We start from the raw sequence: 16,334 nt of genomic DNA, 5'->3' as shown, positions 1-16,334 counted from the left end.
CCACAGAAGTCCGCCCGCGCTCACCACGGCAGCCGCAGCAGCCGCACCCTCTCGCCGGCCCCGGCACCGCCCGCCGGAACGACGGCGACAGCCTCCGCCACCGTCAGCCCCGAGAGCATGTGCGAGCGGATGCCATGGACCGCCCGCCAGACGCCGTCCGCCTCGACGACGGGCACGAGCACGGTCGACCCGTCGCGCCCCAGCGGCTCGCCGAGCACCCCCTGACGCAGCACCGGCGCGGCGGCCCCGCTCGCCGCGTCCAGCGCCGGCGGCAGGAACGACAGCGCCGCGAGGAACGCGGCGAGCGGATTCCCGGGCAGCGCCAGCACGACCGCGCCACCGGGCAGCGACGCGATCACCGTCGGATGCCCCGGCCGCATCGCGACCCCGTCGACGACGAGGGTCGCTCCCGCGATCCGGAGCGCCCGCCGCACCGCGTCCACCCGCGACCGCCCGGTCCCGCCCGTCGTGATCTGCAGCGGAGCCGTGCTCGCGAGCAGCGCTGCGGCGATCGCCTCGTCGTCGTCGCCGAGCCGCCGCACCGATCCCACCGCACCCCCGCCGCGCGCGACGAGCGGCGGCAGCAGCGGCGTGAACGCGTCCCGGACGCGGCCGGCCCCCGGCATCCCCGCGGTGTCGACCTCGTCCCCGGTGAAGAGCAGATCGACCGTCACCGGCCGCCGCACGACGAGCTCGTCGAAGCCCGCGATCGCGAGCAGCGCGAGGTGCGCCGACCGCAGCCGCACGCCGGAGTCGACGAGCGCGGTGCCCGCCGGAGCCTCGTCGCCCGCGCTGCGGATGTGCCGTCCGAGCGGCACCGGGTGCTCCGAGGAGAGCACGTCGCCGGTCACCCGGCCGCGCTCGCTCGGAAGGACGCTCTCGCACCACTCCGGCACGACCCCGCCGGTGACGATCGGCTCGGCGCTGCCCGGTCCGAGGCGCCAGGGCGACGCTCCGCGGACGGCCCAGCCGTCCATCGCCGAGGAGTCGTAGTGGGGGAGCGGTCGCGGTGCGAGCACGGAGCCGGACGTGACGCAGCCCTCCGCCTCGAGCAGCGGGACCGTCGCGAGCGGCCCGGGAGCGGTCGCCGCGGCGATCCGCGCGCGAGCGCCGTCCCAGTCGATGTCGCTCATCCGTCCATTCTGGTCGCGCCCGCGGTGGGCCGGCGACGGCACCGGATCCGCGGACCCGGCGCCGTCGCGGTCACGGGCTCAGCCGAGGTACCCGTTCGGGTTCAGCACGAACTTCTTCGCGGCGCCCTTGTCGAAGTCGGCGTAGCCCTGCGGCGCCTCGTCCAGCGTGATGGCCGTGGCCTGCACCGCCTTCGCGATCTGCACCTTGTCGTGCAGGATCGCCATCATCAGCGAGCGGTTGTACTTCATCACCGGGCACTGGCCGGTCGTGAAGGACAGCGACTTCGCCCAGCCCAGCCCGAGGCGGATCGAGAGCGAGCCCTCCTGCGCGGCCTCGTCCACTCCGCCCGGGTCACCGGTGACGTAGAGCCCCGGGATGCCGAGCGCGCCGCCCGCCGCGGTGATCGACATCAGCGAGTTCAGCACGGTGGCCGGCGCCTCGGTGCCCGAGTCGGCGCCGTTGCCGTGCGCCTCGAAGCCCACGGCGTCCACGCCGCAGTCGACCTCCGGCACGCCGAGGATCTGCTCGATCTGCCCGGCCGGGTCGCCCTTGGAGACGTCGACGGTCTCGCAGCCGAACGAGCGCGCCTGTGCGAGCCGCTCCTCGTTGAGGTCCGCGACGATCACGACGGCCGCGCCGAGCAGCTGCGCACCGACGGCCGCGGCGAGTCCGACCGGGCCCGCTCCGGCGACGTACACGGTCGAGCCGACGCCGACGCCCGCGGTGACCGCGCCGTGGAAGCCGGTCGGGAAGATGTCCGAGAGCATCGTGAGGTCGAGGATCTTCTCGAGCGCCTGGTCGCGGTCGGGGAAGACGAGCAGGTTCCAGTCCGCGTAGGGGACCATCACGTACTCGGCCTGCCCGCCGACCCAGCCGCCCATGTCGACGTAGCCGTAGGCGCTGCCCGGGCGGTCCGGGTTCACGTTCAGGCAGATGCCGGTCTTGCGCTCCTTGCAGTTGCGACAGCGGCCGCAGGCGATGTTGAACGGCACGGAGACGATGTCGCCGACCTTGACGAACTCGACGTCCGGCCCGACCTCGACGACCTCGCCGGTGATCTCGTGCCCGAGGACGAGGTCGGCGGGAGCGGTGGTGCGCCCGCGGACCATGTGCTGGTCCGAGCCGCAGATGTTGGTCGAGACGGTGCGGAGGATCGCGCCGTGCGGCAGCTTCCTGCCGATGTTCGCCGGGTTCACGCCCGGACCGTCCTTCAGCTCGAAGGTCGGGTAGTCGATGTCGATGACCTCGACGACGCCGGGGCTCTTGTAGGCGACTGCTCTGTTGCCTGACATGCGGTTCTCCTTCACGGGATGCGACCGCGGTGCGTGAGCGCCCGCGGGAGCCGCGCCGCAGTCGTCCGGAGGAGGGCCGCGGCGTCGGGGCTCGAGCGAACCGTACGCCCGGACCCTGGTGCCGGATCGAGGGGGAGGGAGTAGCGTCTCAGGATTTGTGCGTTCGCATGCGAATGGCCTCGAGCGACGTCCGCACCGCCGCGTCGAGCGCCGCCCGGTCGCCGCCCCGCAGTCCCGCGGCGTAGCCGGCGAGGAACGTCGTCAGCGGAGCGGCCGGCCGCACCACGCCGTGCGCCGCGTCGCCGGCCAGGGAGAGCAGGGCGTCGCGCTCGACCGGAACATCGGCGAGGCCGAGGGCGGCGCTCAGCTCGTCCCACCAGGCGGCGAGCAGAGCGGCGGTGTCCTCGCGGGCGTCCGGGGCGGAGGAAGGGGTCGCGTTCGTGTCGTGGGTCACGCGTTCAGTCTGCGCCCGGTTCGGATCCTGCGCCCGGCGCGCTCTCCGCGCCCGGCACGGCGATGCCGTGGCGGCGGGCGTCGGCGCGGTCGTCGACGTCCGCGGTCGATCCGGCCGGCACCTCGACGAGCCGCACGGCCAGCCCCGCCAGGAGCGCGCGGACGGAGGCGCCGTCGACCGCGGGGAGCCCAGTCACGGCGGCGGTCAGTGCGGCTCGGCGGTGCAGACCGAGGAGGAGCTGCGCGCGTCCGTCCCCGTCGACGGCGAGCAGGGCGTCGGCCGCCGGATCCGCGGCGGCGGCGGCCAGCAGCCGATCGAGTGCCGGAGCGGGATCGACGAGGTCGGCGGCGAGGACGGCGATCCAGCCGGCCGCGTCGTCCCGCGCGAGCAGGGGCAGCGCCGCCGCGAGACCGGCGACCGGTCCGCCGAACTCCGGCTCCTCCCGGACGAGGAGCGCCGCTCCGACCCCGCCCCGGAGCTCCTCCGGTCCGGCGACCACGACGCGCCGGGCGCCGGCGACAGCGGTCAGCGCGTGCGCGAGCAGCGTCGAGCCGTCGTGCTCGAGCAGCGGCTTGGCCGCGCCGCCGAGGCGCTCGCCGCGTCCGCCGGCGAGGACGACGGCGTCGAACGGGGGAGTGCTGGGGCGGCCGGTCACGGCCTCGAGGCTACGGGAGGCGGCGGCTCCGGCGACCCGCGTCCGGTGTCGGAGGTCGCGGCTACTCTTGTCGGGTGGTAGCAGCCCTGTATCGCCGGTACCGGCCGGAGACGTTCGCCGAGATGATCGGCCAGTCCCAGGTGACCGATCCGCTCATGACGGCGCTGCGCACCAACCGCGTCAATCACGCCTACCTCTTCAGCGGTCCGCGCGGCTGCGGCAAGACCACCTCGGCGCGCATCCTCGCCCGCTGCCTCAACTGCGCCCAGGGCCCGACGGACACCCCGTGCGGCGTCTGCGACAGCTGCGTCGAGCTCAGCCGCGACGGCCAGGGCTCGCTCGACGTGGTCGAGATCGACGCCGCGAGCCACAACGGCGTCGACGACGCGCGCGACCTGCGCGAGCGGGCGATCTTCGCCCCGGCCCGCGACCGCTTCAAGATCTTCATCCTCGACGAGGCGCACATGGTGACGCCGCAGGGCTTCAACGCGCTCCTCAAGATCGTCGAGGAGCCGCCGGAGCACGTGAAGTTCATCTTCGCGACGACCGAGCCCGACAAGGTCATCGGCACGATCCGCTCGCGCACGCACCACTACCCGTTCCGGCTCGTCCCGCCCGCGCAGATGCTCGACTACACGCAGGAGCTCTGCGAGCGCGAGAAGGTGAGTGTCGCCGCGGGCGTGCTCCCGCTGGTCGTGCGGGCCGGCGGCGGCTCGGTCCGCGACACCCTCTCCCTCCTCGACCAGCTGATGGCCGGCTCCGAGGACGAGACGGTCGAGTACGAGCGCGCGGTCGCCCTGCTCGGCTACACCCACGGCGCGCTGCTCGACGAGGTCGTCGACGCGCTCGCCGAGCACGACTCCGCCGAGGCGTTCGGCGCCGTCGACCGGGTCATCCAGACCGGCCAGGACCCGCGTCGCTTCGTCGAGGACCTGCTCGAGAAGCTGCGCGACCTCATCGTCGTCGCCGCCACCGGAGGCGCGGCCTCCGCGGTCCTGCGGGGCGTGTCCCAGGACGAGCTCGACCGGATGGCCGGCCAGTCGCGCGCCCTCGGCCTCGGCGAGCTCTCCCGCATCGCCGACATCGTGAACGACGCGCTCACCGAGATGACGGGCGCGACCTCACCGCGGCTGCACCTCGAGCTGATGATCGCGCGCACGCTGGTGCACGGCTCCGGCGCGGCGGCCGCCCCGGCGTCCGTCGTGGTGCCGGCGCCGTCGCAGGCCGCCCCGGCACCGACGCGGCCTTCCGCCGACTCGCGTGCTCCGGAGCCGCGCGCGCCCGAGTCCCGTGCCGCCGCCTCCCGCGCACCCGAGACCCGCGCACCCGAGTCGCGCATGCCCGAGCCGCACCTCCCGTCGCACGCCGCGACGCCGGAGTCGGTGCCGGAGTCGATCGCGGCGGCCCCGCGCGTCGAGGCCCCGGTCGTCTCCGCGGCGTCGGCCGACGCCGGCTCCGGCGCGGCTTCGCCGTCATCCGCGCCCGACGCCGTCCCGGGTGCCGCCGCCGACTCGACTCCGGCCGACTCGACTCCCGCCGACTCGAGGCAGGCCGACGCCGCGACTCCGAGCCCGGCCGCGCCCGCTCCGGCGCCCCACCCCTCCGCGGCGGACGAGCCCGGCGGCGTCACCCTGCAGCGGATGAAGGACAGCTGGCCAGAGATCCTCGAGGTCGTGCAGAAGGCTCGGATGACGGCCTGGCTCGTCGCCTACACCGCACAGGTGCGGGCGCTGAAGGACGACGTCCTCACCCTCTCCTTCCCGAGCCAGAACGACGTCGACTCGTTCAAGATGGCCGGCAGCGCCGGTCAGCCCGGCGTCAGCGAGCACCTGCGCCAGGCGATCCAGCAGGTCCTCGGCCTCCGGGTGAAGTACATCGCCCGCGTCGAGCCCCGCGCGACCGCGCCCGAGGCCGAGCGCGCCGCCGTCGAGGCGACCCCGACGCCCGCCGTCGAGCAGTCCGCCGCGCAGCAGCCCGCGGCGGCGACCGCCCCCAGCGACCCCGACGAGTGGGCGACGGTCGCCATCCCGGCCGACCCGGCCCCCGCCGAGGTCGCCGCCGAGCCCGCGATCGAGACGGTCGTCGCTCCCGAGCCGACCGACGTGCCGGTCCTCGCCCCGTCGCCGCGCTCCGCCCCGGTCGTCCCCGCGGAGGAGCCCCCGGCCCGCCCGGCCGCCGCGTCGGCCGGCCCCTCGGACGACGAGCCGCCGTTCGACGAGGAGCCGCCCGAGGAGGACATGCCGCCGGTCGAGCCGCCGATGCCCGACTCCTGGGCGACCGTCGCGCCCCCCGGCGAGCCGTCCGCGCCCCCGGCGCCCGTCGCACCTGCGCCGGTTCGCGCTCGGGAGCGGCCCGAGCCGGCCCCCCGCCCGGTCACCCGCACCACCCGCTCGGCCACGGCCGACGGCCGCCAGCGCTACGGCGAGGCGGTGGTGCGCGAGATCCTCGGTGCCCAGTTCATCGAGGAGCAGCCGCACGTCCCGCGCGGTCCGCGGGTGACCGGCGCATGACCCTCGCCCCGTTCCTCGCTCCCGCTCTCCTCACCCCTGAATCCGCATCCCGAGAGGAGGCGACCGCATGTACGAAGGCATCGTCCAGGAGCTGATCGACGAGCTCGGCCGGCTCCCCGGCATCGGCCCGAAGTCGGCTCAGCGCATCGCGTTCCACATCCTGCAGACCGAGACCTTCGACGTCACGCGTCTCGCCGAGATCCTGCTGGAGCTGCGCAACCGCGTGCACTTCTGCGACATCTGCGGCAACGTCGCGGAGGAGGCCACCTGCGGCATCTGCCGCGACCCGCGCCGCAGCCGCGCCGTCATCTGCGTGGTCGAGGAGGCGAAGGACGTCCCCGCCATCGAGCGCACCCGCGAGTTCCGCGGTCTGTACCACGTGCTCGGCGGCGCGATCAGCCCGATCGACGGCATCGGCCCCGACCAGCTCCGGATCCGCCAGCTGCTGCAGCGCCTGGCCGACGGCGAGGTCCAGGAGGTCATCATCGCGACCGACCCCAACCTCGAGGGCGAGGCCACCGCGACCTACCTCTCCCGCATGCTCAGCACCCTCGGCATCCGCATCACCCGCCTCGCCTCCGGCCTCCCCGTCGGCGGCGACCTGGAGTACGCCGACGAGATCACCCTCGGCCGCGCCTTCGAGGGCCGCCGCCTCGTCGAGAACTGACACGGTCGCACCCGCCCCGCCTGCACCCACCTCCGGCTCGCGGAATCACCTCCAGCTCGCGATTCCGGCCGATTCGGACGTGCCGAAGCGGTTTCCGCGTGCCGAGCGTCCCCGGACCGGACCTCCGGCTCGTGGATTCACGTCCGGCTCGTGGTTTCGGTGGTTTCCGGCGTGCCGGGCTGGTTTCCGCGTGCCGAGCGTCCCCGGAGCGTGCCGGACGTCTCCGGAGCGGGCCTCCGGCTCGTGGATTCACCTCCGGCTCGTGGTTCCGGTCGGTTCCGGCGTGCCGTGCCTGTTTCCGCGTGCCGGACGTCTCCGGAGCGGGCCTCCGGCTCGTGGATTCACCTCCGGCTCGTGGTTCCGGTCGGTTCCGGCGTGCCGGGCCTGTTTCCGCGTGCCGGGCGTCCCCGGAGCGGATCTCCGGCTCGCAGATTTACCTCCGGCTCGTGGTTTCGGTCGGTTCCGGCGTGCCGGGCCGGTTTCCGCGTGCCGGACGTCTCCGGAGCGGATCTCCGGCTCGCGGATTTACCTCCGGCTCGTGGTTCCGGTCCGTCCTGGCGTGCCGGGCCCGTTTTCGCGTGCCGGACGTCCCAGGATCGGGCCTCCGGCTCGCGGAACCACCCCCGGCTCGTCGAATCCGCCCGTTCCCGCGTGCCGGAGCCGGTTCCGCGTGCCGGGCGCGCCACGAAGGGCCCGGAGGACACCCGCACAGGCGCCGCCGCAACATGACCCCTCGCGCATGCGCCCGCCGGTAGACTCCTGCGTCGGGTCGCCACGGCCCGAGCCACTGACCCGGGAGTAGCGCGTGAGCCTGATCGTCCAGAAGTTCGGCGGGTCCTCCGTCGCCGACGCGGAGAGCATCAAGCGGGTCGCGAAGCGCATCGTCGCGACGAAGCAGGCGGGCAACGACGTGGTCGTCGCCGTCTCCGCGATGGGCGACACCACCGACGACCTGCTCGAGCTGGCGCACCAGGTCACGCCGATCCCCGCGCCGCGCGAGCTCGACATGCTGCTCTCCTCCGGCGAGCGGATCTCGATGGCGCTGCTCGCCATGGCGATCAAGAGCATGGGCTACGACGCCCGCTCCTTCACCGGCAGCCAGGCCGGCATGATCACCGACGCCCAGCACGGCGCCGCCCGCATCGTCGACATCACCCCGGTCCGCCTGCGCGCCGCGCTGGACGAGAACGCGGTCGTCATCGTCGCCGGCTTCCAGGGCTTCAACCGCGACACCAAGGACATCACCACCCTCGGCCGCGGCGGCTCGGACACCACCGCCGTCGCGCTCGCCGCGGGCCTCGGCGCCGACACCTGCGAGATCTACACCGACGTCGACGGCGTCTTCACCGCCGACCCGCGGGTGGTCAAGAAGGCCCGCAAGCTCGACCGCATCTCCAGCGAGGAGATGCTCGAGCTCGCCGCCGCCGGCGCGAAGGTCCTGCACATCCGCGCCGTCGAGTTCGCCCGCCGCCACGGCGTCACCCTGCACGTGCGCTCGTCGTTCAGCCCCAACGAGGGCACCATCGTCTACAACGCCGTGCCCGGCGAGGACGCCCCCGGAAGCACCGAGAAGAATGGACAGCCCGTGGAAGAGCCGATCATCGCCGGAGTCGCCGCCGATCTCAACGAGGCCAAGATCACCGTCGTCGGCGTGCCCGACATCCCGGGCAAGGCCGCGCAGATCTTCACGATCGTCGCCAAGACCGGCTCGAACATCGACATGATCGTGCAGAACGTCTCCGCCGCCGCGACCGGTCGCACCGACATCTCCTTCACGCTGCCCAAGGCCGACGGCCAGACCGTCCTCACGGCGCTCAACGCCGAGAAGGACGAGGTCGGCTTCGAGTCGCTGCAGTACGACGACCAGATCGCCAAGCTCGCCCTCGTCGGTGCCGGCATGCGCACCAACGCGGGCGTCTCGGCCAAGCTGTTCCGCTCGCTCTACGAGGCGGGGATCAACATCGAGATGATCTCCACGAGCGAGATCCGCATCTCGGTCGTGACCCGCGCCGACACGGTGAACGACGCCCTCCGCGTCGTGCACACCGCCTTCGGCCTCGACGCCGAGGACGAGGCCGTCGTCTACGCCGGCACCGGTCGCTGAGCGCCGTTCGCCCTCGCGATCCCGCCGATCGCACCTCCCGGCCCCGGCGACTCCGCCGTCGTTCGGTACCGTCTCCGGGGAGCCCGCCCCGGCCCTCCCGCCAGCACCCCCTTCGTGCCGCTCCTCCCGCGAGCGGCCCACGGACGAAAGAGCCCAGCATGAGCAGCACCCCCCTCCACGTCGGAGTCGTCGGCGCCACCGGCCAGGTCGGCACCGTCATGCGCCGCCTCCTCGAGGAGCGCGACTTCCCGATCGCGTCGATCCGCTTCTTCGCGACCGCCCGCTCGGCCGGCACCACCCTGCCGTTCCGCGGCCAGGACATCGTGGTCGAGGACACCGAGACCGCCGACCCCTCGGGGCTCGACGTCGCGCTCTTCTCGGCCGGAGCGACGGGGTCGCGTGCGCAGGCACCGCGCTTCGCCGCCGCGGGCGCCGTCGTCATCGACAACTCCAGCGCCTGGCGGATGGACCCCGAGGTCCCGCTGGTCGTCAGCGAGGTCAACCCGCACGCGATCGAGCAGGCCGTGAAGGGCATCATCGCGAACCCGAACTGCACCACGATGGCCGCGATGCCGATCCTCAAGGTCCTCGACCAGGAGGCCGGGCTCACCCGCCTCATCGTCAGCACCTACCAGGCCGTCTCCGGCAGCGGGCTCGCCGGCGCGAACGAGCTGGCCGGCCAGGTCCGCGCGGCCGTCGCCGACGAGCACCTGCTCGACCTCGTGCACGACGGCTCGGCGGTCGCCTTCCCAGCGCCGGACAAGTACGTCGCGCCGATCGCCTTCGACGTCATCCCGTTCGCCGGCAGCCTCGTCGAGGACGGCCTGAACGAGACGGACGAGGAGAAGAAGCTCCGCAACGAGAGCCGCAAGATCCTCGAGCTCCCCGGCCTGCTGGTCTCGGGAACCTGCGTGCGCGTGCCGGTCTTCACCGGCCACTCGCTCTCGGTCAACGTCGAGTTCTCCGCGCCGCTCAGCCCCGAGCGCGCCCGCGAGCTGCTCGCCGACGCCCCCGGAGTCGCGCTGCGCGAGGTGCCGACGCCGCTCGAGGCCGCCGGCAGCGACCCGAGCTACGTCGGCCGCATCCGCGCCGACGAGGGAGCTCCCGAGGGCCGCGGCCTCGCCCTCTTCATCAGCAACGACAACCTCCGCAAGGGCGCGGCGCTCAACGCCGTGCAGATCGCCGAGCTGATCGCGGCGAAGCAGCCCGTCGCCTGACCCGGCGCGGATCTCGAGACGCCCTCTGCGAGGGCTGCTCGATCAGCATGGAGTGCCCGCCTGCGCGTCGCGGCGGTTGCATGCTGGTCGAGCAGCCGCGCAGCGGCGTATCGAGACCCCCGTGTCCGACCAGCGGCCGCCGCCGCCGCCCGCCGACGGGAAAAGCCGTCAATTTGATGGGGGAGCGGGCCCCCGGCCCGCCTGCCGCCCGGCGCCCGACGGTAAACTCGACTCTCGTGAACTCCTCGGAACCGGTCGACGTCGCCCTCATCGGTGGGGGCATCATGAGTGCCACCCTCGGTGCACTCCTCACCAAGCTCCAGCCCGACTGGACCATCGCCGCCTACGAGCGCCTCGGCGACGTGGCGCAGGAGTCGTCGAACCCCTGGAACAACGCGGGCACGGGCCACGCCGCCCTCTGCGAGCTGAACTACATGCCCGAGGCGGCCGACGGCTCCGTCGACCCCGCCAAGGCCATCCAGATCAACGAGCAGTTCCAGATCTCGCGCCAGTTCTGGTCGAGCCTGGTCGAGGCCGGTGACATCCGCGAGCCCTCGAGCTTCATCAACTCCGCTCCGCACATGACCTTCGTGCACGGCGAGGCCAACGTCGAGTACCTCCGGAAGCGCTACGAGGCGCTGAAGGACCAGCCGCTCTTCGCCGGCATGGAGTTCACCGAGAGCACGAAGACCATCCACGAGTGGGCGCCGCTGCTGATGGAGCAGCGCCCCGCCGGCGGTGGACCCTACGCCGCGACGCGCATCCCGGCCGGCACCGACGTCGACTTCGGCGCGCTCACCCACCAGCTCTTCGACCACGTCGTCGCGCACGGCGGCACGCTCGACACCGGCCACGAGGTCACCGGCATCACCCGGCAGAAGGACGGCACCTGGCGCCTGGACCTCAAGCAGAAGGTCGGCGGCACGCCCAAGAAGATCGTCGCCCGCTTCGTCTTCGTCGGCGCCGGCGGCGGTGCGCTGCACCTGCTGCAGAAGTCCGGCATCCCCGAGATCAAGGGCTTCGGCGGCTTCCCCATCTCGGGGCAGTTCCTCCGGACCGACAACCCGGCGATCGTCGCCCGGCACCAGGCGAAGGTCTACGGCAAGGCCGCCGTCGGTGCCCCGCCGATGTCGGTCCCGCACCTCGACACCCGCGTCGTGGACGGCCAGGCCTCGCTGCTGTTCGGCCCGTACGCCGGCTTCACCCCCAAGTTCCTCAAGCGCGGCTCCTGGCTCGACCTGCCGCTGTCGATCCGCCCGCACAACATCGGCCCGATGCTCGCCGTCGCCCGCGACAACCTCGACCTGATGAAGTACCTGCTCGGCGAGGTGCTGGCCGGCCGCGACAAGAAGATGAAGGCGCTGCGGGAGTTCCTGCCCACCGCCCGCTCCGAGGACTGGTACCTGATCACCGCCGGCCAGCGCGTCCAGGTGATGAAGAAGGACGAGAAGAAGGGCGGCGTGCTGCAGTTCGGCACCGAGGTCATCACCGGCGCCGACGGCACGATCGCCGGCCTGCTCGGCGCCTCGCCCGGCGCCTCGACGGCGGTGCCCATCATGCTCGACATCGTCAAGCGCTGCTTCCCCGACCGGATGAAGGCCTGGGAGCCGCGGATCCGCTCGCTCGTGCCGAGCTACGGCTCGACCCTCAACGACGCCCCGGAGACGGCGGAGCGCACCGTCGCCGCCACGTCGGAGGCGCTCGCGCTCCGCGCCTCGGTCTGAGCGCCGCGGGCGCGCTCCTCGGGGTGCCCAGTGCACTGATCGCGTGATGATCACCTCGTCCGTCTGAGGGCATCCATGCTGATCGAGTAGCCCGCACAGCGGGCGTATCGAGATCCACCCCCATCAGAAGACGGGTCTGCAGACCCGACCTGCTGAGGACGGCGGGTCTCGATACGCCGCTTCTGGGCTACTCGACCGGCATGACTCCACCCGACACGTTCGAACACATGTTCTAATGGATGCATGAGGTGGAGCGGACAGGCGATCGGCGCGGCGGACGAGGCCGCGCTCCCGGGCCTGGTGAAGCTCACCGAGCTGGTCCGCACCGTCCGCACCCCCGAGTTCGACGGGATCACCTTCTACGAGGTGCTCGCCAAGTCGGCGCTGAACCGGGTGCACTCCTCGTCGAAGATGCCGTTCGGCTGGACGATCAATCCGATGCGCGGCTGCACCCACGCCTGCACCTACTGCTTCGCCCGGCCCACCCACGAGTACCTCGAGTTCGACGGCGGGCGCGACTTCGACTCGCAGATCGTCGTCAAGGTGAACGTCGCCGAGGTGCTCACCCGGGAGCTCGCCCGGCCGAGCTGGGAGCGGCACCCCGTCGCGCTCGGCACCAACACCGACCCGTACCAGCGGGCGGAGGGCCGCTACCGGCTGATGCCCGGCATCATCGCCGCGCTGGCCGCCTCCGGCACCCCGATCTCGATTCTGACCAAGGGATCCCTGCTCCGGCGCGACCTGCCGCTGCTGCGCGAGGCGGCCGAGCACGTGCCCGTCGACCTCGGCGTCTCGATCGCCGTGTTCGACGAGGATCTGCAGCGCTCGATCGAGCCCGGAGCTCCGTCCGCCGCGGCCCGGCTGGCGACCGTCACGGCCGCCCGGGAGGCGGGCTTCGAGTGCTCGGTCTTCCTGATGCCGATCCTGCCGTTCCTCACCGACACCCGTGCCCACCTGGACGCCTCGCTCCGCGCCTGCCGCGAAGCGGGGGCGAGCAAGATCATGTACTCCACCCTCTACCTCAAGCCCGGGGTCAAGGAGTGGTTCCTGCAGTGGCTCGCGCAGGAGCACCCCGAGCTGCTCGACCGCTACCGCTCCCTCTACCCCGGGCGCTCCGCCTACGCGCCCGCCGAGTACCGCCGCTGGCTGTCCGCGCGGATCCGCCCGCTGATGCGCGACCACCGGCTGGAGGAGGGGGAGGCCGACCCGGCGACCGGCTCGATGCGCTCCTCCGCGCTCGGGCCGACCGCGCGCGGCGCCTCGGCGCTGCCCTCGCTCGGTGTGCTGCGGACCCTCGGCGGCGAGCACGGCCACCCGCAGGACGGCGACGAGCCCGCTCGGCACGCCGGTCTCCGCGGCGGCGGTCTGATCCTCCGCGAGCTGGGCGAGGACGGCGCCTCGATGCTGCCCGGCGTGGGCCAGCCGACGCTGTTCTGAGAGGCCCGCGGAGGCGATCCGGCCCCGCGGCTAGGATCGTCGCATGCTCCCTCGCCCCGGTGAGCCGACGACCGGCTCCTCCGCCCGGGCCGCAGAGTCCCGGTCCGTCGAGTCCCGGTCCGCCGAGACCCCTTCCGCCGACGGCGGCGCGCGACCGGTCCGGCTCGGCATCCTCGACGACCACGAGCTGCTCCTGGACAGCATGAGCAGCTGGATCGCCGCGAACGCCCCCGACTTCGAGCTCGTCGTCAGCGCCGGCACCTGGATGGAGCTGGTCACCAGCACGGTGTTCCCGACGCAGGTCGTCCTGATGGACTTCGAGTTGAGCGAGCCGATCTCGATCGAGGCGCGGATTCGCACCTGCCGTGCCGCGGGTGCGACCGTGATCGTCCTCGCCGAGCGCGAGGACGACGAGATCCGCGAGCGCTCGCTGCGGGCCGGCGCCGCCCGGCACCTCACCAAGGCGCAGTCGATGCAGGACGTGATGGAGGCGGCGCGCTCGGCCATGGCGATGCGCTCGACCGCGGGGTCCGCCTCGCAGTGGCGCCCGCTGCCGATCGGGGTGGCCGCGCAGCAGCGTCCGCGGCTGAGTGCGGGGGAGCTCGAAGCGCTGCGCCACTACGTCGCCGGCGCCAGCACTCCCGAGGTCGCCGCGAGGATGAACGTGCAGTTCGAGACGGCGAAGACCTATCTGCGCCGCGTCCGGCAGAAGTACGCCAAGATCGGCCGCCCGGCCAGCCGGCGCGCCGACCTGATCCGGCGGGCGGCGGAGGACGGCCTCCTCGAGTGACCGGCACGACCGCCGACGGCACGACGACCACGACGACCACGACGACCACCACGACCACGACGACCGCGCCGGGCGCGGTCCGCGGGCACCGCCCGCCCACGAGCAGAGACAGGACCTGATGGCGAAGCTCTACTTCCGCTACGGCGCGATGAACAGCGGCAAGAGCACCTCGCTCCTGCAGGCCGCGCACAACTACGAGGAGCGCGGGCACCGGGTGCTGCTCGCGAAGCCGGCCGTCGACACCAAGGGCGACGAGCTCATCGTGTCCCGCCTCGGCGTGACCCGTCCGGTGGACATCCTGTTCGAGCCCGACGGCGATCCGGTCGCCGTCTTCTCCGCCGCGCGCGCCCGCGTGCTCGCCGAGACGGCCCGCGACGTCAGCGCACTGCTCGTCGACGAGGCGCAGTTCCTGCCCGAGTCGCACGTCGACGACCTGCTCCGGATCGCGATCCTCGAGAACGTCCCCGTCCTCGCCTACGGCATCCGGACCGACTTCCGGACCGCCGCGTTCCCCGGAAGCAGGCGGCTTCTCGAGATCGCGCACAGCCTCGAGGAGCTCAAGACGATCTGCCGCTGCGGGCGGAAGGCGATCTTCAACGGCCGGGTGGTCGACGGCCGATTCGTCTTCGACGGCGACCAGGTCGCCATCGACGGGGCCGAGGTCACCTACGAGTCGCTCTGCGGCTCGTGCTACCTGCAGGAGAGCCGCGGCCGGCTGCGCGGCTAGCAGTGTCGAGGTCCGCTCACCGGGTGTGACCCAGATGAAACAGGGAAGTGGGTAGCCTTGCGGGCGTGACATCACCGGAAACGCACGCAGGCCTTCCGACGCAGCACGCGAGACCGGGGGGTTCGATGGCTTCGCAGGACACTCCGCCGAAGCGCCGCCCGTCCTGGGAGCAGGACTACCGCCGGCGCCTCCTCGCCACCGATGTCGTCGCGATCCTCGTCTCGGTCTTCGGCACGCAGCTGTTCTGGTTCGATCTCAACCTCAACTCCGACGTGGGCTTCAACAACCCCGTCGACATCGCCGTCAGCTACACCTGGGTGTCCGTCGTGCTCTCGATCGGCTGGCTCCTCGCCCTGCAGGTCTTCGACACCCGCGACCGCCGCATCGTCGGCACCGGCTACGTGGAGTACCGGCGGATCGTCGACGCCTCCATCTGGCTGTTCGGCATCGTGGCGATCATCGCCTACCTCCTGCAGATCCTGCTGGCGCGCGGCTACATCATCACGGCGTTCCCCGCCGGGATCCTGCTGATCTGCGTCGGCCGCCTGATCTGGCGCTCCTGGCTGACCCGTCAGCGCAGGGTCGGCCGCTTCTCCAGCCAGGTCGTCCTGCTCGGCTCCCGCGCGAGCGTGCTGCACACCGCACGCGAGCTCCGGCGCGGCACCGAGGCCGGCTACAAGCTGGTCGGCGCGGTCTCCACCTCCGTCGGCGGCGCCGAGGCCCTCACGAGCGAGGCCGAGCTGGCGGGCCTCTCGCTGCACGGCTTCTCCGGGATCGACGGCGTGCGCGCCGTGATGGACGCGACCGGCGCCGACACCGTCGTCGTCACGAGCTCCGACGAGCTGGCCCCGCAGCGCATCCGCGAGCTCAGCTGGACGCTCGAGCCCGGCCGCGAGCACCTCGTCGTGGCGCCGAGCCTCACCGACATCGGCGGCCCGCGCATCCACACCCGGCCGGTCGCCGGCCTGCCGCTGATCCACGTCGAGACCCCGCGCTTCGACGGCCGCCAGCGCTTCGCGAAGCGGCTCTTCGACATCGCCGCGTCGACGATGCTGATCATCCTCAGCGCGCCCGTGCTGATCGTCGTCGCGGTGCTGGTGAAGACGACCAGCCCGGGCCCGATCCTGTTCCGCCAGGAGCGGATCGGGCTGAACGGCTCGACCTTCGAGATGCTGAAGTTCCGCTCGATGGTGGTCGACGCCGAGGCGCGGCTGGCCGAGCTCGCGGCCCAGCAGCGCGACGAGGGCAACAGCATCCTGTTCAAGATGGCCAAGGACCCCCGGGTCACCAAGGTCGGCACCGTCCTGCGCCGCTTCAGCCTCGACGAGCTGCCGCAGTTCCTCAACGTCTTCCGCGGCGACATGTCGCTGATCGGCCCCCGCCCGCCGCTGGCGCGCGAGGTGGAGCAGTACGAGGAGCACGTGCACCGCCGCTTCCTGATGAAGCCCGGCATCACCGGCCTCTGGCAGGTGAGCGGACGCTCCAACCTGTCGTGGGAGGACACCGTCCGCCTCGACCTCTACTACGTCGAGAACTGGTCGATGACCGGCGACATCGTCATTCTCTTCAAGACCGCGCGCGCGGTCCTGGCGAGGGACGGGGCGTATTGAGCTCCTCCCTGCC

The 16,334-nt window shown here is 72.7% G+C and carries 14 protein-coding genes; 10 read left to right on the top strand and 4 right to left on the bottom strand.

Annotated features, from left to right (window positions below; translation table 11 throughout):
* Positions 1–20: 20 nt before the first annotated feature.
* From EDF35_RS17350 to EDF35_RS17335, 4 genes are all read right to left on the bottom strand, one after another.
* Positions 21–1,133 (bottom strand): molybdopterin-binding protein, encoded by a 1,113-nt coding sequence (locus EDF35_RS17350; RefSeq protein WP_133963247.1) that lies wholly within the window; start codon positions 1,131–1,133, stop codon positions 21–23.
* 78 nt (positions 1,134–1,211) lie between these two features.
* Entirely contained in the window at positions 1,212–2,426 is a 1,215-nt protein-coding gene (gene fdhA / locus EDF35_RS17345; protein ID WP_123447705.1) for a formaldehyde dehydrogenase, glutathione-independent, read from the bottom strand.
* A gap of 148 nt (positions 2,427–2,574) precedes the next feature.
* Positions 2,575–2,880 (bottom strand): DUF6457 domain-containing protein, encoded by a 306-nt coding sequence (locus tag EDF35_RS21055; protein WP_208323094.1) that lies wholly within the window; start codon positions 2,878–2,880, stop codon positions 2,575–2,577.
* A 4-nt stretch (positions 2,881–2,884) separates the two neighbouring features.
* Positions 2,885–3,535 carry an NTP transferase domain-containing protein gene (locus EDF35_RS17335; RefSeq protein WP_133963246.1) on the bottom strand — a complete coding sequence of 217 codons (651 nt, stop codon included), beginning with the start codon at positions 3,533–3,535 and terminating at the stop codon, positions 2,885–2,887.
* A 74-nt stretch (positions 3,536–3,609) separates the two neighbouring features.
* Between EDF35_RS17335 and EDF35_RS17330 the strand changes: the two genes are divergently transcribed.
* The 10 genes from EDF35_RS17330 to EDF35_RS17290 all read left to right on the top strand — a co-directional run bounded on the left by EDF35_RS17330 (position 3,610) and on the right by EDF35_RS17290 (position 16,321).
* Entirely contained in the window at positions 3,610–6,045 is a 2,436-nt protein-coding gene (locus EDF35_RS17330; RefSeq protein ID WP_133963245.1) for a DNA polymerase III subunit gamma and tau, read from the top strand.
* A gap of 67 nt (positions 6,046–6,112) precedes the next feature.
* The gene (recR, locus tag EDF35_RS17325) at positions 6,113–6,712 is read left to right on the top strand and encodes a recombination mediator RecR (RefSeq protein ID WP_123447702.1); all 600 of its coding nucleotides are present in this window, start codon (positions 6,113–6,115) and stop codon (positions 6,710–6,712) included.
* An 805-nt stretch (positions 6,713–7,517) separates the two neighbouring features.
* Complete coding sequence (locus EDF35_RS17320) at positions 7,518–8,816, top strand: aspartate kinase (RefSeq protein ID WP_123447701.1); 1,299 nt, start codon at positions 7,518–7,520, stop codon at positions 8,814–8,816.
* Positions 8,817–8,974: 158 nt separating this feature from the next.
* On the top strand, positions 8,975–10,033 hold the full coding sequence (locus EDF35_RS17315) for an aspartate-semialdehyde dehydrogenase (protein WP_133963244.1): 1,059 nt from the start codon (positions 8,975–8,977) through the stop codon (positions 10,031–10,033).
* A gap of 176 nt (positions 10,034–10,209) precedes the next feature.
* On the top strand, positions 10,210–11,757 hold the full coding sequence (locus tag EDF35_RS17310) for a malate:quinone oxidoreductase (RefSeq protein ID WP_133963243.1): 1,548 nt from the start codon (positions 10,210–10,212) through the stop codon (positions 11,755–11,757).
* Positions 11,758–12,000: 243 nt separating this feature from the next.
* Positions 12,001–13,194 carry an Rv2578c family radical SAM protein gene (locus EDF35_RS17305; RefSeq protein ID WP_133963242.1) on the top strand — a complete coding sequence of 398 codons (1,194 nt, stop codon included), beginning with the start codon at positions 12,001–12,003 and terminating at the stop codon, positions 13,192–13,194.
* A gap of 43 nt (positions 13,195–13,237) precedes the next feature.
* Complete coding sequence (locus EDF35_RS17300) at positions 13,238–13,984, top strand: response regulator transcription factor (protein ID WP_133963241.1); 747 nt, start codon at positions 13,238–13,240, stop codon at positions 13,982–13,984.
* Positions 13,981–14,103, top strand: a complete 123-nt coding sequence (locus tag EDF35_RS21445; protein WP_279587532.1) for a hypothetical protein — start codon at positions 13,981–13,983, stop codon at positions 14,101–14,103. Before EDF35_RS17300 ends, EDF35_RS21445 begins: the two co-directional genes overlap by 4 nt.
* Positions 14,103–14,711 (top strand): thymidine kinase, encoded by a 609-nt coding sequence (locus EDF35_RS17295; RefSeq protein ID WP_123447696.1) that lies wholly within the window; start codon positions 14,103–14,105, stop codon positions 14,709–14,711. Before EDF35_RS21445 ends, EDF35_RS17295 begins: the two co-directional genes overlap by 1 nt.
* Before the next feature lie 125 nt (positions 14,712–14,836).
* Positions 14,837–16,321: a sugar transferase gene (locus tag EDF35_RS17290; RefSeq protein WP_123733622.1), complete on the top strand. Its 1,485-nt coding sequence runs from the start codon at positions 14,837–14,839 to the stop codon at positions 16,319–16,321.
* Positions 16,322–16,334 lie beyond the last annotated feature (13 nt).

The sequence above is a fragment of the Rathayibacter sp. PhB151 genome (assembly GCF_004366415.1).
Lineage (GTDB): Bacteria > Actinomycetota > Actinomycetes > Actinomycetales > Microbacteriaceae > Rathayibacter > Rathayibacter festucae.
This window is presented reverse-complemented; position numbering and strand designations above follow the sequence as displayed.